The following is a 26,421-nucleotide window of genomic DNA, read 5'->3' on the forward strand; positions in this document are numbered from 1 at the left end:
AACAATTGGTATGTCGCAATCCCCTCGAATCGGGTCAAGCTTTCCGACTGCGTCCTTATAAATACACGAAATCATTAAGCCGTCAAGTGCTTTTCGGTAAACCTCCCCCAAAAAAGGCGTCCCGATGATTTTAGTCCTAACTAAAACAGCCCCGAAAAGAAGATAACTACCTGAAATTACTGGGTCTGCCTAATTCGGTAAACCTCCGCAAACCCTCATTCCACCGTTGCAAAATCGGGCAATTCCCGAACAAAAGGTGACCTTCTCCGTTATTCCGTTTCTAAAACCCATTCCGGCATTCCTGGTTCCTGACACCTGGTCTCAGACTTCCCCTGTTTTGGAAGGACCCATCGAAAGTTCTAACACAGTACAACCCCGGACATTTCGATACCTTCCGGAGCCTTTTCGAAAAACGGATTTCGGGGGGTGGCGATAGTTCTATTTTACGCACAATTGAGGCGAGCATAACGGGTTTGGTATCTTTGCAAAGGTAAGAAACATAAAGCGGTAGTGCAGAGTGGAGAGGACCGGGACATCTTTACCAAACAGATCAGCGGCTTCGACCCTTAAGTCCTGAAGCTGATAAAAAACAAAGCCGGTATGAACTCCTCGGAATACTTCCTGAACCTACCTCTCTTTTTCTTTCCACGAGAATCCAAAAAAAGAGGCTTTATCAACTCGGTGAAAAGCATTATCTGCTTTTATAACTTTTCCTCAAGCCTTCACCTCCTTTCTTCTGTTAATTCCAGGTAAGAAATAAGCACATTTTCCAGGTGCGCATTTTTCGAAGGGGCTCAGATTAGCCTCTCGGGCCATCGAGGACCTCCCAGATTCCCCCGTACTCGGGAATATACTTTATCGACCTGAAATAGGGAACCGAGTAGGGGGTGAAGAGCAGTTTGAAGAAAATCGAGTCCTTTAGGTTAGAGGTCATAATATAGGATCCTCTTTTTCCTATTATGGCGAGAAGACCTGAACTGCGGAAATATCTGTCCAGGTACAGTGTGGGTTCTGGCCTGTCCCTGAAAATATAGAGGCTCGCAAGGGGGAGTTGTTTCTGGTTTACAAAGACAACCCCTCTGTGCCCGTCGATAACGGTACCGGGTGGCAGGATGAGAGCCTGTGCAGGATCTCCGCCGTTTAGCTTAAGACCCCAGGTTCCGTAGTAATACCACCAGTAGGTTGCGGGAATCATTTCAAAGGGGAGGAAAATATAGACCTTTCCGGATTCCGGAAAGAAGTACTTCTTCCAGTCCAGTTTTTGGGGAAAACTGTGGATGACCAGTAAATGGGGAAGGTTCTGGGGGCTGCTAAAGATCTTTTCCAGGAGCTTTACGGTCTTTTCCGTGCCCCCCGTGTACCTGTTGATTTTATGAATCCCGGCGGGGCCGTGATGAGCAAAAAATCTGATCCATCGCGCCGCGACTGCGGGATTTTCCTGGACGAAAGGATAAGCCGCAACAAAGGGCCTGATTCCTCCCTGAGATCCGCCGTCTATGAGAACTCGTTTTTCGGTAAAATATTCCAGGAAATAACCGTAGTCCCACCAGCTCCAAACGAGCTCTGAAGGCAGGTGTCCGTTATTCACGGCTTTCGCAATGGCTACGTGATGAGCCGTTAATCTGGGAGGGATGAAAGTTGTGTAAGCCCTTTTTCCGACAGAAAAAGCCGTGATGGCAATAGCGAGAATTGCAAATACTCCTGCAGAAGCCGGTCCGTATCTCCGCCTCAAATAGCTTCCGGATGTGTGCAGGAAGTAACCCAGGCTTAAGGCAAATAGCGGAATCAAAAATATTAAAAACCGTCTGGAAAAAAAACTCATAAAGCCCGCCAGAAGTGGGATGGTCAGAAAGATTAGCTCCTTTTTCCTGGATAATAGAAGCATCAGGAATCCAGAAGTAGAAAAGACAAAAAAGGCCCAACTACCAGCGACGTAGGTCTTGAAGTAAGCCAATGAGAGCGGTGCCAGTTCGCTTATGGATGCCGATATGGACGGTTCAGCAGGTTCCGCCGAATGTGTTACGAGGGAAAGCAAACCGATGAGAGGCCGAAAAACTTTGAACTGGGGTAATAGGCCAATGTATGAAAGTATTACGAGAATGGACGTTATGCACCCTGCCGTCAGAACACATAATTTCAGGATTCTTTCTGTTTTGGATCGATTATAGGCGAAAATACTTATGGCGTATGTGCCTATAATAAGCACAGGGGATGCGTAGAATGCCGGTAACCACCATAAACAAAAGGCAATCCCGCAGAGAATCGCCGTAGCCCCCCACGGTGCTGCTGCCCGAAAAGTGTCGGCCTTTGTGTACTTATAAACTAGATAGGGTATGCCGTACGTGAAAACGGGGATTAGAGCGTCGGTGTCAAATCTTCCCAGACACGTTCTCGTATACCAGTAATATACGCTTCCACCTACGATGCTTGAAGCCAGAGCAAGAAATGGCCCACCCAGAACCATCCCCCATGCTACGTATATTAGAGCCATGAGGCTACTCAAAATAACGGGCAGGAAAAAGGCGATTTTTTCTATCGGGATTTTCGAAACTTTATGAACGGAAGCGCTCAGTAGGGGAAGCAGCGAAAAGGGTTGTGGTTTCTTACCGATAGGGCTCAAATCATCCTTTGATCCGAAGTCTCCCCTGGCATATTCTCGCGAAAGCCTGAGATAATAGTAGCCGTCCATGGTCGTTACGAGGGGTTTATTGCCGTCGTAATAATAAAGCGAAGCCCTCTGATTCCAGGTCTTTACGTGAACGCATCGCAGGGCTATGGAGACGCAGACGGCAACCAGCGTTATAACTACCGCCTGTCTGAGTCCTCCATTTGCTGTTTCAAACATGCCAGCTCCTCTTTCAGTATTGATACCTCCTGGGTGAGCTTTCTCAGTATTGCGCGATTTTTTGTTCTCTCGATGTCCGAAATAAGGGATTTAAAAAATATCACGACCAGGCCGATGATCATTACCAGAATAGGGGGGTATCTGATGCCCAGGAAAGGTGCCACGAAGTCGGCCAACTCGGGGAATATTCCCAGAAGGGATATGCAGATTCCTGTAAAAAGCCACCAGATACTGTAATTGGGATGAAGATAATCACGACGGATCATCTGAATTATAATCGCCAGAAATAACAGCCCAATTGCGGCCGTCAGTATCTTGTAGTAAACCACTCCTCAGAACCTCCACCGCTTACTTTTCCCCAGGGATAGCAAAAACGAGTACGTAACATAACGCATAACTGCAAACCATGAGTAGAAAATTCTGGATTTTCCGGATGGCCGGTGGGACATACAAACGGGAACTTCCGTAATTCTGCAACCTCTGGAAGTCAAAAAGAGCAAAACCCCGAGGTCCTGGTAATCAAAAAGGTTTGCCTCTTCACCGGTCAGAATGGATACGGCTTTTTTCCCGTAGGCCCTCATACCTGATGTTATGTCCTGAAAGGTTACGCCCGCCAGGGAACGAAATATGGATAAAGCCATTTTGCGGAGCAGGCTAAGGCGCTCCGGGCAAGTTCCTATGCATACGTCGGCTTCTCCGAGATTTATGGGGCCAAGTAGTGCTTCCAGGTAATCGGGCAGATGCTGACCATCTGCATCCATCGTTATCACAACTTTAAAATCGTGTAATCTGGCAAACCTGAAGCCGGTTTGTATTGCTCCCCATGTGCCCAGAGGATAGACCAGTGATATTACCCTTGCGCCTGCAGACTTTGCCACTTCGGCCGTTCCATCAGTGCTGCCGTCGTCAACAACCAGCACATTAAATCCATGTCGGGCACGGATTTCCGAAACCACCGTACCTATAGTTTGCGCTTCATTCCTCGCAGGAATAACTACGAGCACCTCAGCAGACTTCTTCATAGAGCTTCCATATTTCACACGCTACTCTGGAAATATGAAACATACTGTTAAAACGCCTCTTACCGTTTTCTCCATAGCTCTTTGCGAGATCCGGATTTTCTCTGAAGAATTGAATGGCTCCGGCCAGGGCTATGGCATCACGAGGAGGAACGTGAACACCGGTTACGTTGTTCTGATTTACCCAGGTTACGCCGGATCCTTCAATGATGGTCGTAATGAGGGGCTTGGAAAAACTCATGGCTTCAAGCAAAACGAGCCCGAAAGCCTCAGTTCTTTCGATAGAGGGAAGGCAGAAGACGTCACAACTGTAAAGCATATTGGCCAGTTCCCTGTTTGAGATCCTTCCCGGTAAACTCACCCTGTCCACCAATCCCAGTTTTTCGACGTATTTTTTATGCTCCTTTCGAAGTACTCCATCTCCGACTATGGTGAGAAAAGCCCCATTGACATACTGCATTGCCTCAATAAGGTACTGAAAACCCTTATAGTATGTAAACCTTCCTACGGAAAGTACGAAAAACTGTTCTCTGCCGGTTTTGCCGTGTGTTGCATCAAGTCGAGCAGGGTTGATGCCCAGTGGGATTACCCGACACCTGTTCCGAAACTTTCTGAGGGCTGGGCTGGTTTCCAGGTAAGGAGGAGATGTTGCTATTATAAGGGCTGCCTTCTTTAGAAGACGTTTTTCGAAGATACGGTAAAAAGTGTAAAATTTTCTCAGGGTCCTGTCGTAAGGTGTTGGTACCACATCTGAGTGCCAGTGGAGAACCAGGGGGACCTGTGGCCTGAGTGCTAAAACCCATAGTGCGGAAAGATTGGGCATGTGAACATGTAGCACCTCCGGTCTGTAGCTTTTTAAAATTCGTGCCAATGCTACCGGGAAGGAAGGAGAAACAGGCGCGTATGCAAGAGACCCTACAACGCCTGCCCTGTAAACGAAATGGTCATTGCCGGAGCGTGTAAGGGTGTCTCTGCTTCCTTTTTTGTGGTCATGGACCAGAACGCCCACACGAGCGGGGAAATGCTTTACCTGCCACATGACCAGGTCATAAAGAAAATGTTCAATGCCCCCTTCGGCGGGCGGGTAATATTTGCCTATATGTAAAATCTTCAGTTCTTTCAATTTGTTATCCCGGCTTAGCCATCAATAAGGGAGAAAATAATCGATGTCCAGAGCTTTTGTGCTTTTTTTACCGCTCCCATCGGGTGCGATTCCGATCCTGTGTTTCTTAAAGCACGATTCCTCCCTGCGTATTTCCGATATGTAATTAAGCTTTATGGCAGTTCCTGAAGCGTATTCTTCCCCTCTTCCGCTGTAATGCTCAAGTATCATGCTGACCACCTTGCCCTTTTTGTCCTCAAACCTCCACTTCCAGGAAACGAATACGTGAAAAGGGTCGCCACGATAAACCTGTGGCTTTCCGTAACGCTTTTCCAGTTCCTTTTTTATCCTCTGAAAAAACTCTTCGGAGGAATCGGCGTATTTCAGCTTAATTCTTACTATCTTACTCGAACCCGTGCAGTTTCCCGTTGCAACGAAGCCACCGGAAAAGCCTTCGAAAGGGAGAATTTCGTAATGGGTCAAATAAGGGTAGTCGGCATCGTGGAAAGGAAAACCCGCATTGATGCTCGCCGCGTACTTGTCTATCGGTTCTCCCAGCTTGAAGTGAGCAATACTCATGGGAATTCTGCTTGCGTTGCCCAGAGCAAAGGCAAAGCTGCCGGAAAACGTTATCAACGCTAACAGGCTAAGTATTTTGACCTTCATGACCTTCCCCAATCTCCTCTTTTGATAGTTTCCCACTGTTTTTTCAGCGAATCCAGGGAGTCCACAACGGGGCAAGGAGGGAGGCTTTCGAGGAAAATCCGGCCGTAAGAGGAAGTCCGTAGCCGTACGTCAAAAATGGCAACCATTCCGGTGTCTCTGCTGGATCTTATCAACCTTCCAATTCCCTGCCGCAGTACGAGCACGGTTCTGGGAACCTGAAAATCCATGAAGTAGTTCTTTCCCTTTTTCCCGTAATAGAAGGATTCGCCCTGGATTACGGGATCTTCGGGGGTTGCAAAAGGAAGCTTATCGATTAAAAGGAGGGTTAGACTTTCACCGGGAACGTCGATTCCTTCCCAGAATGACCTCGTAGCAAGCAAAATAGAGCTTATGTTCTCCCGGAATTCGGCCAGAAGCTCGCCTCTGGATTTTTCACCCTGTATTAGAATTGGATAGTCGAGCCGTTGCCTGAGAATGGTCCCCACCACTTCCATATTTCTGTAGTTTGTGAAAAGGAAAAGGGCTCTACCGGAGGATATTCGAAGTACCTCGCAGGCAATGTCAGCGACGGCATCTGTGAAATTCGGATCTCCCGGTAAGGGAAAGGAAGACGGTGGAACGTAGATTACCATCTGACGGTCGTACTCATAAGGGGAGGCAAATTTATAGCAGGGGGTCGATGCTGGCAGACCCAGGCTTTCAAGAAAAAAATCAAAACTTTCGTTGCCGTTTTTTGCCGTGGCCAGGGTTGCCGATGTCATAACCACACAGGGGTAATGGAGACAAAAGACCGATTGAAAAGCCCTTTCTGCAGTGATCGGCATGGAGCGTATGGCAAAGGAGCTTCTGTCCCATTCCGCCCAGTATACATGGTCCTCATGATCCAGTGTGCAAATTTGCCGGATTACTGATCCGTATTCGGAGATCCTTTCTTTCAGGTGAAGGAAATTTTCCTCTTCTGTTCCGCCAAAAATTGATTGGAAATCCTCGTACCGGTCTATAAGCTCCTGAAAATAAGTCGATATTTCGGCGTTCCGGGAAAAAAGTGCTTCCAGGTTTCTGCGTTTTATTGACTTTGAAGAATCGTCGGGATGAACAGGCCCGGATTGCAACAGGGCCGAGATAATTTTCTGGTGAAGGGCGTCAATCCGGGAGACTTGACGGTCGAGAAGGTCCTCGTCGATGGCCTCAGCCGCCAGAAGCCTGAGCTCCGATGAAAGCCGCTTCCAGTTCCAGAAGCTGTAATGTAAGCCGAAAACCTGTCTCAGGACCTCGGGAAAGTGATGGGCTTCGTCTATGATGACGGCATCGACATCCGGTATGATATCGCCCAGATCCTGTTGTTTTAAGATCAGGTCTGTGCAGAGCAGATGATGGTTTACCACTATCAGATCCGCTCCGGATGCCCGATTACGGGCTTCGATTACGTAGCAGGAATGAAAGAATTGGCAGTTTCTGCCGTGACACCTTTCCGGGATTGCTACCAGAGATGAAAGAAGTGGATGGGAATTCGTCTCTCCGATTTCCGTTAGATCTCCCGATGATGTCTTCCTGGCCCATGACATGACCCTTTTTAACAGGGAAACGTCTTCGGGGGAATTGAGGCCGCCCTGAAGGTTAAGATGTAGCAATTGACGTTTGCACAGGTAGTTCTGTCTTCCCTTGAGAACGGTATATTTTATCTGAGGAAAAAATCTTTTCTTGAGGAAAGGTAGATCCTTTTCCAGGATCTGATCCTGCAGGTTCTTTGTTGCAGTCGATACGACGATTTTTTTCCCGAGAATCAGCGCCGGCACCAGGTACGCCAGGGTCTTGCCGATGCCTGTACCGGCTTCAATTATTGAGAGCGTTCCTTTCTTAAGGGTATCGAAAACGACCTGGGCCATCTGAGCCTGTGCGGGTCTTTCCTCGTACCTGTCGAGGGATTGAGAAAGAGGGCCATCGGGAGAGAAAAAATTCCTGATTGCTTCCTCTTGCATATTTAAAAGAGCCCCGTTTTATAAATTGACTGCTCAGATGCGGGAGTTTCCGGTTCAGAGGATAAGAACAGCGAGTCCGCAGAAGGCGGCAGGTGGTCTTTTTTGAAAGGTAGAAATTCTATCCTGGTGCTTTCGGGGGTAGCCCGGGTGCCCCTCTCAAGGTCCACCTTGGCGAATACGATGTCCGAAGGGATCGGAAAGTCTCTGGGAGGGCTTCCCGTTGCTTCGTACCACTTTTGCATGAAATGAGTCCACACGGGACAGGCAACCCTGCCGCCCGTTTCGTTTCTCCCCAGAGATCGCCTGAAATCGTCGAAGCCAACCCAAACGGCCGCCAGCATATCGGGTGTATATCCCACAAACCAGGCATCACGAAACTCATTGGTTGTCCCTGTCTTGCCTGCCGCAGGACGACCCAGACGGGATGCATATCTCCCGGTCCCTTTTTGTACTACGGCTCGTAAAAGATCCGTCACTATGTAAGCCGTCTCGGGTGACAGTATTCTTTCAGACCTCGGAGTGTGTTCAAAAAGCGTGTTTCCTTCGGAATCCACGATGCGCTCGATCAGGTAAAAATCCCTTTTTTCTCCGCCGTTGGCAAAAACGGCATAAGCCTGAGCCAGTTCCCAGGGAGATAGCCCCGATGCGCCGAGGGCCAGAGAAAGCGTGGGGGTCAGTTCGGAGCTTATGCCCAGTTTCCTTGCGAGTTCTATTACGGTCTTCACCCCCACAGCGTTCAACACCTTGACCGCAACAACGTTTCTGGACAAGGCTACCGCATCTCTGAGAATCATCGGACCGAGGAATTTCCCGTCGAAGTTTCCCGGCTTCCATAGATCATCCGGACCGGAACCGGGTTTTACCAGAGGAGTGTCCATAACAATCGAGGCCTCCGTAAAACCTTTATCAATGGCTGCGGCGTAAACGATGGGCTTGAAGGCCGAGCCGGGTTGTCTTTTCATCTGGGTAACACGATTGAATTGGCTTGATCTGAAATCCTTACCCCCTACCATGCAGAGTACTTCGCCCGTGCGGGGATCGGCACATATTATCGCGCCTTCTACTTCAGGGGTCTGCTCCAGAGAAACGATCCATTCATCTTCGGCGAGCTTCTTCAGGGGCTTCACTTCCACGACGGAACCTTCGGTGAGGATTTTTTTCATGGCGCTGAAAGACTTACCCGTCCATTTCCATCCCGGCTTCGGGAGCCAGGCTTTTGTTTTCCTGCCAACCTGCAGGAAAAAGGTTTCCGTCTTCGCGTCGGCGCCTCGAACGCGGGCAAACAAAAGGGCATCAGAACCTGCTTCCTCGGTACCCGAAGCATAGTTTTCCAGATATTCTCGTTCACTCAGCCCTGTTGCCACAGGCCCCCGGAAACCGTGACGTCTGTCGTAGGTTTTCAAACCCTCCACAAGCACGGCCTCGGCTATTTTCTGGGCCACGGGATCCATCGTCGTGTAAATTCCGAGTCCACCCTGATAAGTGATCTTCTCTCCGAACTTTTCCAGCAGGTATTTTCTAACCTCTTCCGTGAAGTAATTGGGTAAGTAATGATGTTTCTTGCTCGACAAATTCAAAGGTTCCCTGATTGCTTTTTCGGCTTCTTCGGAGCTTATAAACCCTTCTTCTACCATTCTTTTCAGTACATAGTGCTGCCTCCGTTTTGCCGCATCCATATTTTCGAAGGGATTGAATTTCGAAGGGGCTTTGGGCAGACCCGCCAGGAGCGCAGCTTCGGCTACCGTGAGATCCCTGACGTGTTTGTCGAAGTAGGTTCTCGCCGCCGCTTCAACTCCGTAGGCTCCGGCACCGAAATATACCTGGTTGAGATAAATGTAGAAGATCTGGTCTTTGGTTAAAAATTTATCGATCTTGTAAGCAAGAATGGCCTCTCGTATTTTTCTTTCCCATGTCCTTTCGGGGCTGAGCAGAAGGGCTTTAACAACCTGCTGGGTGATCGTACTGCCTCCCTGAACGATTGCTCCGGCCTTTAAGTTTACCACTGCCGCACGGACTACACTCCATATATCCACACCGGGATGTTCGTAAAAACGCGCGTCCTCTGCGGCCAGAAAAGCCTGCTTGACGTGACCCGGTACCTGCTCAAAAGGAACCAGATACCTTCTCTCTAGATTAAACTCGCCGATTACGGATCCGTCTCGTGCATAGACCGTGGTCACAACGGGGGGACGGTAGTTTTTAAGAGAATCTATCGACGGCAGGTTTTTTTCGATGTGAGCTAAAAAAACTGCTATCAGAGCACATACCAGGATACATCCCGTAACGAGCATCCACAGTAACAAGGGTAGAACAAATCCTTCGGGCTTCTTCCGCCCGCTTACAGGACATATCGGATTCATCGTCTTCCGCCGGGCTCTCTTAAGGAGCCCTTTCAGACCGGATTTCTTGCGAAGACCCGGTAGTTCATTCAGTTTCTTCTATAAGGATTTTATGCTCCACAAGGGCCATCCTTCGGATGACGCCTTTTATCCTCTTCTGTTCACCGAAGATATTCCGCATCTTGAGAAAACCACCTTCGTTTTCCACAATATCTACCGCTTCCATGAAAAGCTCTTCGCTATTTCCTCTTATCAAATAGGCATTGGCTTCACACATTTCGGCACCTCTCCTTTAACTCTGTTGGGCAAGGACCAGTCCGACCGGCAGCGACTCACCGAAGGACCACTCTTTTTCTTCATCACTAAGCCCTTCAGATCTGAGCTCGATAAGCGGTTTAAGCTTATCCTGAGAGATCCTTTTAAGCAACAATTCATAAAGCCTTTTTCGTTCCTCTTCCGGTAAATCTCTTCCCCTGTCTCCCGTGTATCGGGCAAGATGAACGAGGCATTGAGCCAGCTTATCATCAATTGCATCGGAAAAACGGACAATCATTTGATCAACCCACTCCATCACTACTTCCGGAGGCACCACTCTATCAAGGGGTCCGTAAAGAGGCACCCGGGCGCCTATTTTCCCCAGAGACCAGAGGTCCTGAGGCCTTGGCTTTCGTGAGGATAGAACTCCCTTTAAAAGATTACGTCCCAGTTCTATCTTTACGTCAACGGGCAGGCGTTCAAGACTGGCGGCGGCCATTTTTATTTCGAGCAGTTCCTGTGGAGATAATATGCGGGCATCCCTGGGTTTTTTCGCTTTTGAGCGGTTTTCACCCGTAATAATGGGTCGAATGTTCTGAAATATGTGTAATTGCTGTCCCGAGGTCAGCCCGCCGGAGACCCTACGCCAGAATATCCACCACTCCACGCGGCACTGAGGTTGCCTCGGAAAGGTCAGGCCTGCCGGATAGATCTTCCATATCTGTTTCATTCTCCATTCGTCAAGAGGATGCCCGTATCCCGGACGCATACAGAATCCCAGTAGATTGAGCCATCGGGCTTCATGATGGAAGGTACGTTTTCGGCCCTCGGCCATTTCCAGCATGAAGTCGGATATCTTGCGTATCAGGGCAAGGGACCACCTTTCTCGGGGGATTTCAAAAATATCCGTGAGCACCTTAACCAGTTCATCGGGAGACGGACTGCTTTCTTCGGCCGGAGTAAAAACGTTTCTGATTGCGTTAATTCCGGCTTCGATAACGGCTTCGTCGAGTGTCTCTTCCAGGTGGTTTGAAGCCACCTGGGAATCACTGCCCTGTCGTACGTCAAATTGAAGTTGCCAGACATGAGGGGTTACCATAGATTTGCACCAGAGCTCCAGAGTCCCAACCTCGGTAAAACGAAGGGTGAGCCCTACCGGGATGTTTTTTGTGACTCCTTTTTTACCAAAACGAAGAACCGTACGGATAGGTGGCAGTAAGGTCGATTCTTCTTCGTCCAGCACCACAACGTCCCCGAGTTGATCCCCGATGCGGGTTGCCGAACTGAGAAGCCGAAAGGCCACCGGCCTGTTAGTGACGACCTCGAACCCGGGCTCTTTCAGTTCCACTTCAAAACCTTCTTCGGTACCTCTGGGAATAACACAGAGGACTCTTCGTTGAGTCTCCTCGAGCTCCGGTGTGCGATCGATCTCGATGTAGTAGGATCTCGGGCTTCCTGCCCCGACCTTTACTCCTATTCCGTAACGAACGAGCCCGTAATAGGCCGCTCCGAAAGCCACCGCCAGATCTGGTCTGGGATTGTCCAGTTCTTGCGGTTTCCAGCCTTTTTTACCCGCTCGATCTTCGAACCATTTACCGACAATCTCTTTTATGCGATTTCGGAGAATTGGCGATGTAACGGCTCCGCCGTTAAAGAGGATAAAATCGGGGTAGGGTCGGTCACGCCCGGTTTCCTCTTTGACCAGGTTTTCAAATCTGCACCAGAATGAAGCCAGATGTCTGGTTATCGCCGGATCCTGAACATAGGGCAGACCCCATTCCGTGAGGCCGGTTCGCCCTTCGGAGCCGGGGCGATCGTCAAGAGATACTACCGGGAAAAAACCTTCCACAATGAGTTTTTCCACCACTTCTTTTGTAAGGGTGGCGCTGAAAGAACCTCCGATCAATCTGGTACCCCTTCCAACCACGGTGACCCTGATCTCTCTTACGTCTCCACTGCCCAGAAGTACTTCCTTGGCGCTGCGGCACCTGTGACACAGCTGATTCCACTGCTTGGCATCCAGGCTTCCGGTTTTTTTGAAAATCTCTGCTTCTACGTATCTCCCCAGGGTAAGATCCATGTTATCTCCGCCGAGAAGCAAGTGCTCGCCCACGGCAAGCCTTTCAAACCGGAGGCCTTTCTCTCCTGTTTTGACCGTTATGATCGTAAAATCCGTGGTGCCGCCTCCTACGTCGCACACAAGGATCACGTCGCCGGGCTTCATGAGAGATTGCCATTCGTCCTTGTGGCGGTGGATCCATGAGTAAAAGGCTGCGAGCGGCTCTTCTAAAAGCGTAAACTGGCGCATTCCGGCCATTCTGGCCGCTTCTACGGTAAGCTCGCGGGCCACTTCATCAAAAGATGCCGGTACCGTAAGAATGATGAACTGTTCTTCGAAGAGCGCTTCCGGGTCCAGACGCCCCTTCCCGTAATTCCATGCGTTCCTTATGTGTTCAAGGTATCGTGCACTGGCTTCCACCGGGGAAACCTTGCAGATGTCCGGAGCCGTTACGCCCCAGGGAAGAATTGGGTCTTTTCTGTTAACACGGCTATGACAAAGCCAGGATTTGGCGGAAGAAACCATGCGGTCTGGAACGAGGGCTCCCTGCTCCCTTGCGAATTCTCCCACTACATACTCGGGACTTTCATTCCAGGGCAACCTGAGGTCGTCCGGCTGGAGTTCGTATGGTCCCGGAAGGTACAGAAAGGAAGGTAACAAAGACCTTTCTGCAACCTCTCCCGGTGCAACGATCTGAAGAACCGGGAAGAGAGACGGCTCAGGCCTTTCAGCGGTGAGGTCTGCAAAACTTACTGCCGAATTGGTGGTTCCCAGATCAATTCCCAGTATGTACTTGTGTCTGAATTCCCTTTCAGACCCGTTCATACTCGTTGTGTCCCACGGAAGATGTTTCACTGGCTTCACCGGATGCTCTTTCCTTAAGGTTAAATTCAAGCTTCCACTTGCGTTCCGGACGAAGTACGTCCACACACCTGAGTTCCAGGGTGCCAATCTCCGTCATGGCACTTTCGAGCCATACCGGTACGACGGTTCCGCCTTCCTCTTCCTCAGAGGCAGGCAGGATCGTTTCCATTATGGCCGTGGGCTCCATGGCTCCTTCCCAGTCCTCTATCATTTCACCGATCCTGTCTACCTGACGGGATGTCGAAGAAAAAAGCCGAAATACGGCAGGTTGCCCCACCACGAGGCCGAATTCTTTTTCGCGGATTTCCGCAGAGGTTCCTTCCTCCATGCCGAAAGGTACAACACAAAGAGCCTTCGTAGGTGTCGGTACTCCCGGAACTGCAGGCATAGCCCGTTCAATAGCTATGTAGTAAGATCTGGATGCACCGGCTCTTATGCGAATGCCTGCACCCCGCCTTACCAACCCGTAATAAGCGGCTCCTCTTGCCACTGCTAGATCCAGATCACTGTAGGCGAGCTCCCGGATTTCTCCTCCGCTCCATTCTCGCATCGTATCAACCACACGTGACCTTAGAACCTCTGCCTTCATCACGCCGCCGTTGAACAAAACGGCCGTCGGGAACCCGGCAACTCGATCTATGTGACGCCTGAGGAAGGATGCCAGATGCCTGGTTACTCCGGGGTCTTCTTCGTAAGGAAGCCCCATTTCACGAACGCCTATTCGGGCAGTTCTGACGGGGGCTTCTTCAAATGAGCATTTGGGGAAGAATCCGTCTACCAGAATTTTTTCCACTTCCTCTTTGTGAAGCTCCGTTTTTATCGTTCCCCCTACAATGCCCGTTCCCCTGCCGAAAATAACCACGGGTTCTGATCTGGCCTCGGGTCTGGAAAGTAACCTTTCCTTTGCAGCCCTTGCCTGATACCACAATGCACGGAATTGCCAGTCATCCAGACGGGAAGCGATTTTCTGTCGCAGGGCGTAGGCAAGAGCCAGATCCATGTTGTCCCCGCCCAGAAGTATGTGCTCACCAACGGCAACCCTCTTAAGCGTGAGGGTACCATCTTCTTCTGCAACCTCTATCAGGCTGAAATCGGTTGTTCCGCCTCCTATATCGCAAACCAGAATGCAGTCCCCCACCTTAACCTTGTTTCTCCAGTTTTCTCCATGGGCGTCAATCCAGGCGTAAAACGCTGCCTGCGGTTCTTCCAGAAGTGTAAACTCTTCCAGACCTGCCATCTTTGCAGCCTTAACGGTAAGTTCTCTTGCCACGGCGTCGAAAGAAGCGGGCACGGTGATGTAGATGTCCTGGTATTCGAATCGGGACGATGGATCTTCAGAGGCCATGGAATGGTTCCAGGCATCCCGCAGGTGGGCCAGAAGTAGTGAGGAAGCAACGACAGGGGAAATTTTTTCGACTTCTTCGGGACTTCCCCAGGGAAGTATCGGCTTCGTTCGATCCACTCCGCTGTGGCAAAGCCATGACTTTGCCGATGAAACCAGCCGATGAGGTACCTCGGAGCCCCTTTTTCGGGCAAAATGCCCGACTACATTGCGTGGTGATTCCTGCCAGGGAAGACGAACACTTGATGGGTTTATGTCGTGACCGCCCAGCAGATAAACAAAGGACGGTAGCTGGGGCAATGCACGCATCTCGTTTGGTGCGGTAATTTGCAGTACGTTGAAGATCTTTATTTCCGGTTTCTTATCCTCTAGCGGTGCATAGGCCACGACACAGTTGGTCGTTCCAAGGTCGATCCCGATAACGTATTTAGGATTTTTCAACGTTAACCTCCCCTGATTGTGGTCTTTCCACGGTTCGGTCTTCTACCTCCACTTCGGCCGGAGCGATAATCCACTCCGTCCGTTCGGGATCTGAGACCTGAGGGAGGTCGAGCTTAATGAGACGCCAGCCCCGATGGCGTAAGATGCCGTGGAAGGGTGGCGATCCGATAACCCTCCCGGTTAAGCGAACTGCGGCAGAATCAAACCCCTCGGCAACGGTAACCTCAGATCCCTCAGCTTCTCTGTAAATTGTTTCAAGATGAACATGCTCTCTAAAGAGCCTTCTCCAGTCCTCGTGGAGTGCCCTTACCGCAGCACCTATCTGGGCATCGTCATAAGGAGTAAGATCTTCCTGGATGAAATCGACGAAACGACCTTCCCTCTGGAGCAGGGCAAGTAACTGGACGGCGGGCATAAGGCGCTTTCTTTCGTCATATTCGCCGGGAACCGCCGGAGGCTTTCTTTCTTCGGCCCCTTCGGAAACCGGTCTTGCCTCAGGCCGGCCCCTTGTGGCTTCTTCAACAGCTTTCCCGATACGCCTTGCACCCGCAACGGAAAGAGCAATCCACAGGAGCAGGGTAGTTGTGCCCATTACTCCGAAAAGGAACACAGGTGAATATTGGGTTATCATGTCGGTGAAATCCCGCATGTTGTTGACAAACTGGAGGAGCGATTCAGGAAGCTGACTTTTAAGTTCCTGGTTTTCCAGCAAAGGCTTAACGTAGGCTTTCATAATGCCCAGAGCCTCCCTCAAGGGCCAGAAAAGGGCAGCGGTTGCCATCCCGTTAAAAAGAAGACTTATGATCAGAGCCTGAAAAATCCAGATTTTTCTGTGTTTCATAAATTGCCTCCTGTGTCTTTTTCGTCTTGTTTCTTAACGGTTTTGTCATTTAAGCGACTTGGTCAAGTATGACAAGGCTTTTAAGGAATTTTGCCGCTTAAGACGGTGGCAGGAAATATCTTAAAAGGCCGAAATAGGCGACCATACTTGCGAAGAGAATTGTGCACGGAACGGCCACATACCTGTAAACGGGCTGGAGGGCTGTATGGAAGTATTCGTTGGAGAGCAGGAGGCAGAGGTGAACCGGGGACACGAGTACCCCGATGAAGCCGGAAGCAAGTGCAAGCATCAGGTAAGGCAGCATGAAGTTTGCCTGATTGGCGGACTTTATCAGAACGATGAGTATGGGAAAGCTGGTCCCCACAAAAGCAATGGTGATTCCGGTGATAAGCCCCATAAGGAAAGGAAGTATAATGCAAACCGGCATGAGAGGGATGCCGAGCGATAGAAGTTCGTCCGTTATCTGCCCTGCAGCATGACTTTCTTCGAGTATCGTTTTAAAAATCAATATGGAACAGACCATGTAGAACATTTTCACCAGTTGCTTCTGAACGATAACAGAAAGGCACTCTCGCAGAGTAAAGCCGTTTTTTACCCACACATACACTACCGATACCGTTAAAGCCGATATCAGGCCCAATTCCTTTGAAACCGGTGCCCATGTGGAAGGCCAGAAGATCGAAAGAACACTTCCAAGCCCGAGACCTCCTATTATCACAATTGCTATCGGTATTAGCCCTTTCAGGAAGGGTTTTATGGGAGGATGTGATGGATGATTTTCCGACCGCCCCGATACGATGACCTTTCCCAGAGGTAAGTATCCCGACAGAATGGCCACCACCGTAAGCGGGAAGGTGCAAAAAATAAACTTCCAGAGGTCAATACCCGAAAGAGTTGTGGTCAGGAGAATTCCGGGATACAGGGGCCACCAGTATTCCCAGATGTGTCTGAACCAGTAATTTATATAACTCAGCTGAGCTCCCGTGAGACCAAGCCTGCTGCCGATGTTTTTCACCATCGGAGCCGAAAAAATTGCCCCACCTGGCATGGGTAATAACCCTATCAGGGCAGGAAATATGACCAGGTTGAGGCGTGGATTCCTGACCAGGCCCTGGAAAGAGTCGAGGAGCCTTTCCATCTCGCGGGCCTTTTCCATGCTGTGGCTTAAAACGAGAATCATAGAAACCACACAGGCCAGTGCAAGAGTTTTGGGATGAGTCAGAGCATGATAAATCCCGTTCAGAAGTTGCAAAGGCGTCATGCCGAAAATAAAGCCAAGCAGAACGGAAGAACCCATAAATATATGCCCCAGGGCGATGTCTTTTCTTATGGCAAGAAGTGCCGCCGCAAAAACGAAGCCTATCTTTAAAAGAGCCGGAATGTGCATTTTCGTTCCTCTACGGCATGGACAATTGGTTCAACGACGCATTGCATCACCACTTCAACCGGTGTGACTAACTCCATATCCATTATTGCCACTCCCACGACATCCTTCCAGAGAAGTGGAAGCTTGTAGTAATCTTTCTCCGTGCAGATGATAAGCATTTTGCCTGCTCTCCTGCTTTTCTCAAGTATTTTGTGTAAGTCCTCGTTTCTATAGCGATAATGATCGGGAAAGGATAGGGTTTTTTTCAGATTAAAACCGCTGAGTTCCAGCAGTCGAAAAAAACGGGCAGGGCGGGCAATTCCACAGAAAGCGCAGATCGGCACATTCTTGAATGAAGACGGCTCCAGAATCCTTCCCCCCAATCTGATTCCCTTAATCTTTCTGATCACTTTTACGAAAGGCTTCTCCATACCGGCCCATCTTCTCAGTGCCATCTCGGCCGGAGCAAATCTTTCTTCCTCTATTCCGGTTATCACCACGACATCCGCTCCTGCCAGATGATGGAGAGGTTCGCGTAAGGGTCCGAAGGGGTGAAGGATTCCGTTTCCCCAGAGGTCTCCTGCATCAAACAAAAGCAATTCCATATCTTTGATTATCCTTCGGTGCTGAAACCCGTCGTCTATCAGGATAACATCGGGCGAATGGTGAATGTAAGCCATCAAGACTGCATACCACTTCCGGTTGCTCACCCAGACGGGAATATCCCCCAGGGAATTCCTCATCAGAAGCGGCTCGTCTCCCGATATATCGTACGCGGAGTGCTCCCTCCCTGGACTTTCAACCTGATGTGTGAGACTGCACTGATTTCCAAAGGAACGTGCAACAATCGAAACCCTGATTCCCAGATGATGAAGCTTTTTTGCCAGCCATATGGTGAATGGAGTTTTTCCGGTACCTCCGGATACGAGATTTCCTGTGCTGACAACGACGGAAGGAACTCGCAGGGCCTTTGAGGATGCTCTTGTCGCGGTGGCATCTGACAATACCTTCCAGGGAATGCTCAGGATTCCCTTTAGCGGAGTGACCGGGAAGTCGGAATACCACAGCTTTTCGATGAGTTCGTGCCATCTCATAGGCCTTCTTCTATCCTATGTGCCTCCCAGATGCTGAACCCTCTGTAGATATAATGCAGACCACTTGCAACGGTAAGGGCGGCGGTCAATATAAAAAGACCTTTGTGCATTGCCCTGGAATCGGGATAAATCCTGGAGCTCATAACCACCAGAGCGGTCACTATCTGAGATAGAGTGGTGAGCTTGCTCAGGATGGAAGGCCGTATCTCAAAGGATATGTTGTTCAGCATAAAGAGGAATACTCCGAGCAATATTATTACGTCACGGCTTACGGTGATTATGGCAAGCCAGGTGGGAATCAGATGAATCCTGGCAAGTAGGACAAAAGAGCTTACCAGCAAGAGCTTGTCCGCAACTGGATCCAGGAATGCTCCAAGTCGGGACTTCTGATGAAAGGCCCGGGCAATGAACCCGTCCAGTCCGTCTGTAATGCCGGCAACAAAGAAAACGATAAGGGCTGCTTCCAGGCGGCTTCCCATAAGAAGCCAGACCAGAAGGGGCGTAAGGAGAATGCGCAGAATGGTCAGAATATTCGGAACGGTCATGAATTACTGATTCCTGCTGGCAGATCCCGTCTGGAAAGTGTCGAAGATCCGAATCCTTAAGGTCCGTGCCGAAGGATCCAGATAGTCGATCTTTAAAGCCACCGTTTTCTTTTCCTCAAGCTCATACAAATATTCCGGAAATGAAGAAGGCAACCCTTCCACAAAAACCCTGCATCCCCCGGCCCCGATGGTCATTTTTGAAACCCGGAAAGTTAGATTTATATCGATCAGAGCCTTTTCCAGTTGTCCCCATCTGACAAGGCATGGATGATCCGGGACTGTTATCTCCCAGGTCGAATTCGTCAAAGGCATTTCTTCTCTTTTGGGCAGGCTTTCGGCGTGGGTGGTCGCTTTACCGTTTTCGAGTATTCTGACCAGCTGGGGTTTCATGATTTCGGCAAGAGAGATAAGACCCTCAAGTATTGGGCTCTCTGCCTCTTTCTGAACCCTTTCCGATATAACCGCTTCTATGGAACCCGTTGCTCCATCTCTTATCTCAACAGTCCCGACTATGTAAGAACCGTCCAGATTTTCAGGACAGGTAAGCTCGCTGTTGATCACCCACCGGAAGTGACTCTTCGCCGTAGCGGTCGTCTCGCTTGCCTGGTTTATCGACCATCCCTTCTGAGCCAGAAAGTCCATCAGCATCATGGCGAACTCATTACCGTAATTTTCACAGGACGACCGGTCTTCCCATAAGATAGTCCGTGCAGGTATTGCCTCGTATTCGCTCTCTGATGTGCCGGCAGTGGAAGGCCCGGCAATACCCAGAGCCTTTAGTTCGTCTTCAAGTAGCTGGCGGGATATTTCGGCCTCACCGCTTATCCTGAAAAGCCCGCCGGTAACGGTCTCGGAAATGATCCTGTAGGCATTTATGAACCTGTCAGGAGATGACAAAATACTTTCGTTGATTAGCGTTTCGTTTTCTTTGACCGACTCCGGTCCGATTATCTCCATAATGGCCTGTAAGAGTACCTGCTGCTTGAAGTCACTAACAGCTCGATCTCTTACGCCGGCGTCCCCTTCAGCATAAGGCGCCACCCCCTGGGCGTAAAACTTCTGAAGCTCACCGGAGGAAACGTCGGCAAGAGAAAGCCCCAGAACTAAAACAAGAGCCCAGACCGCCCGGTACCTTCTCATGGTTTGCTCCTCAAAGCAACATTGACTCTTTTTGAATTAAGCGTTCTCTGATACCATAAATCGTCCCGATAAAAAATCAAAAGGTTACAGAATTGGCCGGGCCTTATGGTGAAGCAATCTACAATCAGGTATTACTACATAAAACCTGAAAAAATTCACTATTTGAGTTTCATTCTCGAGGCTTATGAAGGAGTGGCAGTGGTCACTACCATTGATCGCTCTCGTGGCCTTATTATGCTTCAGATTTCCCCGGGGCAGGAAGATGTTATGGATGCGTTAATTACCTGTGAAAAAGATTCGCTGGGGTTGCAACCCTTTGCGGGCGAGGAAAATATTGAGACGCTGGAGAGGAGGCCTGCAGGTTCCGATGAGAACTCCCTGTGCTGAGTTACAGACTAAAGGACGCCTCTATGTGCACACCTTTGGGTGCCAGATGAATGAGTATGATTCGTTGCGTGTTCAAAGGATGCTGAGCCTGGAGGGCTACGAGCTCGTTGATGATCCTTCGAGGGCGGATGTCATTTTTATAAACACCTGCTCGGTGAGAGAAAAGGCGGAACAGAAGCTCTATTCCCTGCTGGGTCGCCTGAAGAACCTGAAGAAAAAATCACCTCACTCAATTGTCGCCGTGGGTGGATGCGTGGCCGAACAGGTTCGTGAAAGAATCTTTGAACGTTTTCCTCATGTCGATATCGTCGTGGGCACGAGGGGGCTGGCCGACTTCCCGAGGCTCGTACAGTTTGTTGCTGAAACGCGACAAAAAGTGAGTAGCTTTCCCGAAGAAGAAAAATCCTGTGGTATGGAATGGCTTAACCCGTCGGATCCATCATGGAATACTGAAGTAGTTGCTCCTGTGACGATCATGCAGGGATGTAATAACTTCTGCACCTACTGCATTGTGCCTTATGTAAGAGGGAGAGAAAGGAGCAGACCGGTAGAAGATATTATCAATGAAATCGAGGCCCTGGCGAGGAAAGGGGCGAGAGAAGTCCTCCTGCTGGGTCAGAATGTTAACTCCTATGGTAAGACCCTCAATCCTCCGGTCACCTTTGCCGATCTTCTCAGACAAATCAACCACGTGGCCGGAGAGCTTGGGATACTCCGAGTTCGTTTCACCACGTCTCATCCCAAGGATCTTACGGAAGATCTCATGGCCTGTTTCAGAGACCTGGAAACCCTCTGTCCCCAGATTCATCTTCCCTTCCAGGCAGGTTCTGATCGGATTTTGCGCCTTATGAATCGCAAGTATACCCAGAGGGAATATCTTGGCAAAATAGACAGACTTAGGTCCTATCGGCCCGATATCGCAATAAGTGCGGACGTAATGGTGGGATTTCCGGGAGAGACCGAAGCCGACTTCAGAGAAACCATGAAGGTCATTGAAACAGTCCGGTTCGACGGGTTATTCTCTTTCCGATACTCCGATCGACCCTTCACCGTTGCTTCTCGTATGGAACCGAAAGTCGATGACGAAACCAAAACCCGATGGCTTGTAGAGTTACAGCAAAGGCAGGCGGAAATAACCTTGCAAAAAAATAAAGCCGAAGAGGGTCTCGTAAGAGAGGTTCTTGTTGAGGGCAGGAGTAAAGCCGGTGGTACCCAGCTTACGGGACGAACCCCTCACGGCAGGATTGTTAATTTCGATGGCCCCGAGGAACTGGTAGGAAAGATCGTTGCCGTCAGGATTGTTGAAGGATATGCTCATTCATTAAAGGGTGAGCTTATAGACAACAATAGGGTAACCAACACCGTTTATTAGGAGAGACCATGATTTATGAAATGATGGTTTCAGAACTTGTCATGGATCCCCAGACAAACACGCCCATCGTAATCCTTCGGGAAAAGAACGGAGACAGGGTCCTTCCCATCTGGATAGGTATCATGGAAGCTACGGCAATCGCGATGAAACTCGAAAATATCGAATTCCCGCGCCCGATGACCCATGATCTTATGAAGAACATACTGGATCATCTTAACGTCAGAGTCGAAAAGATCGAGGTCTGCGATCTCAGGGACAACACCTATTATGCTCTGATTCACCTGAATCTGGGGGGTGTGGAGAGTACGATTGACGCAAGACCCAGCGACGCAATAGCCCTCGCCCTTCGAACTCAATCCCCGATCTTCGTCCGTGACAAAGTCTTCCGGAAGTCTTCTCAAAGTCTCCAGGACGAGCGTATCCCTGTCGTCACGCCGAATGATAAGGAAAAGCTCGCAGAACTTCTCGAAGACATGGATCCTGAGGAATTCGGCAAGTATAAGATGTAACTGCCGCGGAACGGAGCAGTTTTGCTCTTAAAAAATAAGTCGGCATTGAAATGCCGGTAGCGGTTTTGTGTTTGCAGTTGAGTAAACCCTTCAGAGGAGGAGGGAGCAATGGGCCTGAAGGAACCCGCCAGCCGTACCATCACCGAAGACGGCCGCTTAATGCTTGCCAGAATGGCAAAAGAGGGGATTGAAACTGCGTGGGACAGATATGAAGCTCAGCTTCCTCACTGCGGCTTTTGTGAGTTGGGGCTCAGTTGCAGAAATTGTGTTATGGGACCCTGCAGGATCGACCCCTTCGGGGAGGGGGCTCAGAAGGGAGTTTGCGGGGCCGATGCCGACATAATCGTGGCGAGGAACCTGTGCAGGATGATAGCAGCCGGCGCCGCATCTCATTCCGATCATGGCCGTGATCTTCTGGAAATCCTGAAGGCCGTTTCCGAAGGTAAAGCACCGGGATATACGATCAGGGATGAGGCCAAACTGAGGAGGCTTGCAGCGGAACTGGGCATTAACGCCGATGACCACGGTGATCTTCTGTCCCTTGCCGGAGCAGTAGCGGAAAGGCTTGAAGAGGATTTCGGGACCCGTAAGAAGGCTGTTTCTTTTGTTAAAAGAGTACCCGAAAAACGCCTGGCCCTCTGGCAAAAGCTGAACATAGTACCCCGGGGGATTGACAGAGAAGTCGTCGAAATGATGCACAGAACACACATGGGAGTCGATAACGACTGGAAGAGCCTGCTTCTCCATGGCCTGAGAACCGCTCTTGCCGACGGATGGGGAGGCTCCATGATTGCAACGGAAATTTCAGATGTGCTTTTCGGGGTCCCGAAACCCGTTGAAAGCAGTGTAAACCTCGGGGTTCTTAAAAAAGATCAGGTCAATATCGTTCTTCACGGCCACAACCCTCTTGTTTCCGAAATGATAGCTCAGGCCTCCCAGGATGAAAGTCTTCTGGAGCTCGCCAGAAAAAAGGGTGCTTCGGGGATAAACCTGGCAGGTCTTTGCTGTACGGGTAACGAGATCCTTATGCGCCGCGGCATACCAATGGCCGGGAACCATCTCATGACGGAACTGGTTCTGGCAACCGGGGCCGTTGAAATGATGATAGTGGATTATCAATGCATAATGCCCGCCCTTGGAGATCTTGCCAGATGTTACCACACCAGGATGATATCCACCTCTGAAAAGGCCAGGTTTCCTCACATGGAGCACAGAGAGTTTCATCCGGAAGGAGCGCGGGAACTTGCCTATCAGCTTGTAAAAGAAGCGGTCGAAAACTTTCCCAACAGGATTGCGGAAAGGGTTTATATTCCCGTCGAGCCGGTGAAAATCATAAGCGGCTTCAGTGTGGAAGCCTTACTCGAAGCAATGGGCAATTCTCTTGATCCACTGCTCGATGCCGTGAAAAACGGCCTTATAAAGGGGGCCGTTGGCGTTGTCGGATGTAATAATCCCAGGATTCGTCATGATTTTGGCCATGTGACCCTTACCGGTCGCCTTATTGCGAACGATATTTTGGTCGTTGACACGGGTTGCGCCGCCGTTGCTCATGGTAAGGCAGGATTAAAACAGCTTAAAGCCGCAGAAAAGGCCGGTCCCGGTCTCAGGAAAGTATGTGAGACGCTATCCATACCGCCCGTACTGCACGTGGGAAGCTGCGTGGATAACATCCGAATCCTGGTTCTTGCTGCGGCCCTGGCAAATTCGCTCGGTGTGGATATATCTGATCTGCCCATTGCCGCCGCGGCCCCTGAATGGTACTCGGAAAAGGCCGTAGCTATTGCCTGCTATGCTGTTGCTTCGGGAATTTATACGGTTCTAGGCGTCACCCCGCCGATAATGGGTAGCAGAAACATTGTGGGTCTGCTCACTTCGGGATTAAAGGAAGTTGTGGGAGCGACCTTTGCCGTGGAGTCCGATCCCGAAAGGGCAGCCGATCTGATAATTGCACACGTAAATTCCAAACGGAAGGCTCTTGGGCTGTCCTGATCTCTTCGATACCGGGGCAACCGGGCCATACCGGTTGCCCTTTTTAGTGTCCGTTCCGGAGGCGATCTGAAATGAGGCTGAAAGGGCTCGCTTATGACGCTTTAATGGAATTCCTCAGTGTTGCCCGGGGCGATTCTCCGGCAGAGCTGTGCTTTCGTAATGCACGCATCGCACATCCTCTTACCGGACTCGTGCACGAAACCGACTTTGCCGTTCATAAAGGGATTATTGTCGGGTGGGGAAACTACGAAGCCCACGAGAATATCGATCTCAAGGGGGCTTTCGTTTGTGCGGGTTTTATCGAAGGCCATATACACATAGAAAGCTCACTGCTTACGCCCGATAGGTTTGCGGAAGCCGTGATTCCCTGGGGAACCACAACCGTTGTTGCTGATCCCCATGAAATAGCAAATGTTCTCGGAGAAAAAGGGCTTGATTACTTTCTCAGGTGCGCAGAATCCGTAAAACTGGTAGATTATTATATGATGCTTCCGAGCTGTGTTCCCGCATCGCCTCTTGAAACCTCCGGGGCAGTTTTAAACGGCGTTGACCTCTGGCGGTATAAAAACCATACCAGAGTGCTCGGGCTTGGAGAATTGATGAACTTCCCCGGCGTAATTGCCGGGACCCGAGATGTCTGGGATAAGATTCTTCTTTTCGGTGATACCCTTATTGACGGCCATGCTCCTCTCGTTCTGGGCAAAGATCTGAACGCCTATGTTTTCTCCGGAGTAACCTCGGATCATGAGTGTACCGGCCCAGAGGAAGCGATAGAAAAACTTGCCGCCGGTATGTGGATCATGATCCGTGAAGGAAGCCAATCCAGAGATCTTGATAAACTTATCGGCATGGTTAACGAGAACACCTGGCCGAGATGCATGTTTGTAAGCGACGACCGTCACCCTGACGATCTAGTGACAAGAGGTCATCTCACCGTTCAGATCAACAGGGCCATGGAAAAAGGCATTGATCCGATAAGGGCCCTGGCCATGGCATCACTGACTCCGGCTCTGTATTTCGGGTTCGGCGACCGAGGAGCCCTGGTTCCCGGATCTATTGCTGACTTTTCCGTAAGCCCTTCCCTGAACCCCTGGATGCCTCAAAGGGTTTTCAAAAGAGGCGTGGAGGTCTTTGGCGATGGCAGACTTACAAAAGAGGAATCTGCTGAAATCGATCTGCCCGGGAGCCCCATGGAAATCGAAAAAATAGGGCCGGAGGATTTTAAAATACCGGCAAAAGGAAGATACATCCGGGTGATTGGATTGAAGGAAGGAAGCATATTGACGGACTCTCTGGTTGAGGAGGCACAGATTGAAGACGGAGAAGCCGTGAGTGACCCCGAGAGGGACATCATAAAAATTGCAGTCTGGAACAGATACATTCGGGGTAGCAGGCCTTCTCTGGGCTTTTGTAAAGGACTTGGGCTTAAGATGGGCGCCCTGGCATCTACGATTGCCCATGATAGTCACAACCTTATTGTGGCCGGCGTCTCCGATGAAGCCATGGCATACGCGGCCGATGCGGTACGTCGTGCCGGAGGTGGTATTGCCGTGGCATCAGATTCCGGCGAGGTTTTGGTGCTTGAGTTGCCCGTAGGGGGGCTCATGACCCCCAGTTCTGTAGAGCACGTTGCGAAAAAACTCGCAGATCTTCGAGAACGGGCGGGAGCCCTGGGTACATCCATGGAAAATCCGTTCATGGCCCTGTCTTTTATAGCACTTCCGGTAATTCCGGAGCTTAAGATAACCGATAAGGGGATTGTTGATGTGAAGAATTTTAACTTTGTTCCCCTGTGGGTTGATTAGAAACTTCGATGGGCCTTGGATCAAATCGGCTATGGCCGGACTCGTGCAGTCAATCGTTTAACAGCATTGCCGAATTGTGGTCGTAGAGTTGCGCAAAAAGCAGACCTTTACCGGAAAAGGTGCTTACGTGTGAAAAGACATAATCGGCTACGCTACGACGAACGCTCTCTTCAAGTTTGTTAAAGTAATTGATCATCTCTTCGTCCGTCATGGTCCTGATGGAAATCCATATTTCTTCCGGTGAAAGAACTCTTTGGGATTGACTCGCCTGCCTGGCTCTGAATTGCTCAAGACCCCGTTCCAGAAGTTCTCTCACTTCCTCCGTCAGCCGGTCTATCTCCGCCCTGAAATCCTCCGGTGTTTTAATGACGGAGGTTAGCTGAACTTTATTCTGTTGGCCGGGTTTAAGAAGGATAACGACGCCATCCTCCGACCAGGACAAATCCCATTGCCTTTTCATCG

General features: G+C 50.0%; 21 protein-coding genes. 5 read left to right on the plus strand and 16 right to left on the minus strand.

Translation table 11 applies throughout. From position 1 onward, the window contains the following. Positions 1–799: 799 nt before the first annotated feature. The 15 genes from BM091_RS05675 to BM091_RS05745 form a co-directional block, all read right to left on the minus strand. Positions 800–2,845 carry an STT3 domain-containing protein gene (locus BM091_RS05675; RefSeq protein ID WP_093394134.1) on the minus strand — a complete coding sequence of 682 codons (2,046 nt, stop codon included), beginning with the start codon at positions 2,843–2,845 and terminating at the stop codon, positions 800–802. Further along, positions 2,806–3,174, minus strand: coding sequence for a DUF2304 domain-containing protein (locus tag BM091_RS05680; RefSeq protein WP_093394135.1), 369 nt, complete (start codon positions 3,172–3,174; stop codon positions 2,806–2,808). Before BM091_RS05680 ends, BM091_RS05675 begins: the two co-directional genes overlap by 40 nt. A gap of 3 nt (positions 3,175–3,177) precedes the next feature. Beyond that, on the minus strand, positions 3,178–3,867 hold the full coding sequence (locus tag BM091_RS05685) for a glycosyltransferase family 2 protein (protein ID WP_093394136.1): 690 nt from the start codon (positions 3,865–3,867) through the stop codon (positions 3,178–3,180). Beyond that, entirely contained in the window at positions 3,851–4,987 is a 1,137-nt protein-coding gene (locus BM091_RS05690) for a glycosyltransferase (RefSeq protein ID WP_093394137.1), read from the minus strand. The genes BM091_RS05685 and BM091_RS05690 overlap by 17 nt, the downstream gene beginning before the upstream one ends. Positions 4,988–5,008: 21 nt before the next feature. Continuing rightward, positions 5,009–5,632 carry a hypothetical protein gene (locus tag BM091_RS05695; protein ID WP_093394138.1) on the minus strand — a complete coding sequence of 208 codons (624 nt, stop codon included), beginning with the start codon at positions 5,630–5,632 and terminating at the stop codon, positions 5,009–5,011. After that, positions 5,629–7,611: an ATP-dependent DNA helicase gene (locus tag BM091_RS05700; protein ID WP_093394139.1), complete on the minus strand. Its 1,983-nt coding sequence runs from the start codon at positions 7,609–7,611 to the stop codon at positions 5,629–5,631. The genes BM091_RS05695 and BM091_RS05700 overlap by 4 nt, the downstream gene beginning before the upstream one ends. Before the next feature lie 2 nt (positions 7,612–7,613). Beyond that, complete coding sequence (locus tag BM091_RS05705) at positions 7,614–9,971, minus strand: penicillin-binding protein 1A (protein ID WP_093394140.1); 2,358 nt, start codon at positions 9,969–9,971, stop codon at positions 7,614–7,616. 64 nt (positions 9,972–10,035) lie between these two features. After that, complete coding sequence (locus BM091_RS05710) at positions 10,036–10,227, minus strand: CooT family nickel-binding protein (protein ID WP_093394142.1); 192 nt, start codon at positions 10,225–10,227, stop codon at positions 10,036–10,038. 15 nt (positions 10,228–10,242) lie between these two features. Next, positions 10,243–13,128 carry an Hsp70 family protein gene (locus BM091_RS05715; RefSeq protein ID WP_143083102.1) on the minus strand — a complete coding sequence of 962 codons (2,886 nt, stop codon included), beginning with the start codon at positions 13,126–13,128 and terminating at the stop codon, positions 10,243–10,245. Continuing rightward, on the minus strand, positions 13,076–14,911 hold the full coding sequence (locus tag BM091_RS05720; RefSeq protein WP_093394145.1) for an Hsp70 family protein: 1,836 nt from the start codon (positions 14,909–14,911) through the stop codon (positions 13,076–13,078). The genes BM091_RS05715 and BM091_RS05720 overlap by 53 nt, the downstream gene beginning before the upstream one ends. After that, positions 14,898–15,752: a DUF2760 domain-containing protein gene (locus BM091_RS05725; protein ID WP_093394146.1), complete on the minus strand. Its 855-nt coding sequence runs from the start codon at positions 15,750–15,752 to the stop codon at positions 14,898–14,900. The genes BM091_RS05720 and BM091_RS05725 overlap by 14 nt, the downstream gene beginning before the upstream one ends. A gap of 97 nt (positions 15,753–15,849) precedes the next feature. Further along, positions 15,850–17,139 (minus strand): DUF401 family protein, encoded by a 1,290-nt coding sequence (locus BM091_RS05730; RefSeq protein WP_093394148.1) that lies wholly within the window; start codon positions 17,137–17,139, stop codon positions 15,850–15,852. Continuing rightward, entirely contained in the window at positions 17,118–18,212 is a 1,095-nt protein-coding gene (gene lpxK, locus BM091_RS05735; RefSeq protein ID WP_093394149.1) for a tetraacyldisaccharide 4'-kinase, read from the minus strand. Before lpxK ends, BM091_RS05730 begins: the two co-directional genes overlap by 22 nt. Continuing rightward, the gene (locus BM091_RS05740; RefSeq protein ID WP_093394151.1) at positions 18,209–18,757 is read right to left on the minus strand and encodes a CDP-alcohol phosphatidyltransferase family protein; all 549 of its coding nucleotides are present in this window, start codon (positions 18,755–18,757) and stop codon (positions 18,209–18,211) included. Before BM091_RS05740 ends, lpxK begins: the two co-directional genes overlap by 4 nt. A gap of 3 nt (positions 18,758–18,760) precedes the next feature. Continuing rightward, on the minus strand, positions 18,761–19,897 hold the full coding sequence (locus BM091_RS05745; protein WP_093394152.1) for a hypothetical protein: 1,137 nt from the start codon (positions 19,895–19,897) through the stop codon (positions 18,761–18,763). Positions 19,898–20,002: 105 nt separating this feature from the next. Between BM091_RS05745 and BM091_RS05750 the strand changes: the two genes are divergently transcribed. From BM091_RS05750 to ade, 5 genes are all read left to right on the plus strand, one after another. Then, positions 20,003–20,284: a DUF4911 domain-containing protein gene (locus BM091_RS05750; protein WP_093394153.1), complete on the plus strand. Its 282-nt coding sequence runs from the start codon at positions 20,003–20,005 to the stop codon at positions 20,282–20,284. Further along, positions 20,265–21,656, plus strand: a complete 1,392-nt coding sequence (gene miaB / locus BM091_RS05755) for a tRNA (N6-isopentenyl adenosine(37)-C2)-methylthiotransferase MiaB (RefSeq protein WP_093394155.1) — start codon at positions 20,265–20,267, stop codon at positions 21,654–21,656. The genes BM091_RS05750 and miaB overlap by 20 nt, the downstream gene beginning before the upstream one ends. Before the next feature lie 8 nt (positions 21,657–21,664). After that, positions 21,665–22,165, plus strand: coding sequence for a bifunctional nuclease family protein (locus tag BM091_RS05760; protein WP_093394156.1), 501 nt, complete (start codon positions 21,665–21,667; stop codon positions 22,163–22,165). Between the two features lie 108 nt (positions 22,166–22,273). Further along, entirely contained in the window at positions 22,274–24,154 is a 1,881-nt protein-coding gene (cooS, locus tag BM091_RS05765) for an anaerobic carbon-monoxide dehydrogenase catalytic subunit (protein WP_093394158.1), read from the plus strand. Between the two features lie 71 nt (positions 24,155–24,225). Next, on the plus strand, positions 24,226–25,959 hold the full coding sequence (gene ade / locus BM091_RS05770) for an adenine deaminase (protein ID WP_093394159.1): 1,734 nt from the start codon (positions 24,226–24,228) through the stop codon (positions 25,957–25,959). A 49-nt stretch (positions 25,960–26,008) separates the two neighbouring features. Here the strand turns inward: ade and BM091_RS05775 are convergent, their stop codons facing one another. Continuing rightward, on the minus strand, positions 26,009–26,419 hold the full coding sequence (locus BM091_RS05775; RefSeq protein ID WP_093394161.1) for a hypothetical protein: 411 nt from the start codon (positions 26,417–26,419) through the stop codon (positions 26,009–26,011). Positions 26,420–26,421 lie beyond the last annotated feature (2 nt).

The organism is Thermodesulforhabdus norvegica, from assembly GCF_900114975.1.
Taxonomy (GTDB): Bacteria; Desulfobacterota; Syntrophobacteria; order Syntrophobacterales; family Thermodesulforhabdaceae; genus Thermodesulforhabdus; species Thermodesulforhabdus norvegica.

Excerpts from the sequence above, each read along its gene's own strand:
- BM091_RS05675 (WP_093394134.1), bottom strand. The coding sequence starts at position 2,845 with ATGTTTGAAACAGCAAATGGAGGACTCAGACAGGCGGTAGTTATAACG.
- BM091_RS05685 (WP_093394136.1), bottom strand. The coding sequence starts at position 3,867 with ATGAAGAAGTCTGCTGAGGTGCTCGTAGTTATTCCTGCGAGGAATGAA.
- BM091_RS05695 (WP_093394138.1), bottom strand. The coding sequence starts at position 5,632 with ATGAAGGTCAAAATACTTAGCCTGTTAGCGTTGATAACGTTTTCCGGC.
- BM091_RS05700 (WP_093394139.1), bottom strand. The coding sequence starts at position 7,611 with ATGCAAGAGGAAGCAATCAGGAATTTTTTCTCTCCCGATGGCCCTCTT.
- BM091_RS05705 (WP_093394140.1), bottom strand. The coding sequence starts at position 9,971 with ATGAATCCGATATGTCCTGTAAGCGGGCGGAAGAAGCCCGAAGGATTT.
- BM091_RS05710 (WP_093394142.1), bottom strand. The coding sequence starts at position 10,227 with ATGTGTGAAGCCAATGCCTATTTGATAAGAGGAAATAGCGAAGAGCTT.
- BM091_RS05725 (WP_093394146.1), bottom strand. The coding sequence starts at position 15,752 with ATGAAACACAGAAAAATCTGGATTTTTCAGGCTCTGATCATAAGTCTT.
- BM091_RS05730 (WP_093394148.1), bottom strand. The coding sequence starts at position 17,139 with ATGCACATTCCGGCTCTTTTAAAGATAGGCTTCGTTTTTGCGGCGGCA.
- lpxK (WP_093394149.1), bottom strand. The coding sequence starts at position 18,212 with ATGAGATGGCACGAACTCATCGAAAAGCTGTGGTATTCCGACTTCCCG.
- BM091_RS05740 (WP_093394151.1), bottom strand. The coding sequence starts at position 18,757 with ATGACCGTTCCGAATATTCTGACCATTCTGCGCATTCTCCTTACGCCC.
- BM091_RS05745 (WP_093394152.1), bottom strand. The coding sequence starts at position 19,897 with ATGAGAAGGTACCGGGCGGTCTGGGCTCTTGTTTTAGTTCTGGGGCTT.
- BM091_RS05750 (WP_093394153.1), top strand. The coding sequence starts at position 20,003 with ATGGTGAAGCAATCTACAATCAGGTATTACTACATAAAACCTGAAAAA.
- miaB (WP_093394155.1), top strand. The coding sequence starts at position 20,265 with ATGAGAACTCCCTGTGCTGAGTTACAGACTAAAGGACGCCTCTATGTG.
- BM091_RS05760 (WP_093394156.1), top strand. The coding sequence starts at position 21,665 with ATGATTTATGAAATGATGGTTTCAGAACTTGTCATGGATCCCCAGACA.
- cooS (WP_093394158.1), top strand. The coding sequence starts at position 22,274 with ATGGGCCTGAAGGAACCCGCCAGCCGTACCATCACCGAAGACGGCCGC.
- ade (WP_093394159.1), top strand. The coding sequence starts at position 24,226 with ATGAGGCTGAAAGGGCTCGCTTATGACGCTTTAATGGAATTCCTCAGT.
- BM091_RS05775 (WP_093394161.1), bottom strand. The coding sequence starts at position 26,419 with ATGAAAAGGCAATGGGATTTGTCCTGGTCGGAGGATGGCGTCGTTATC.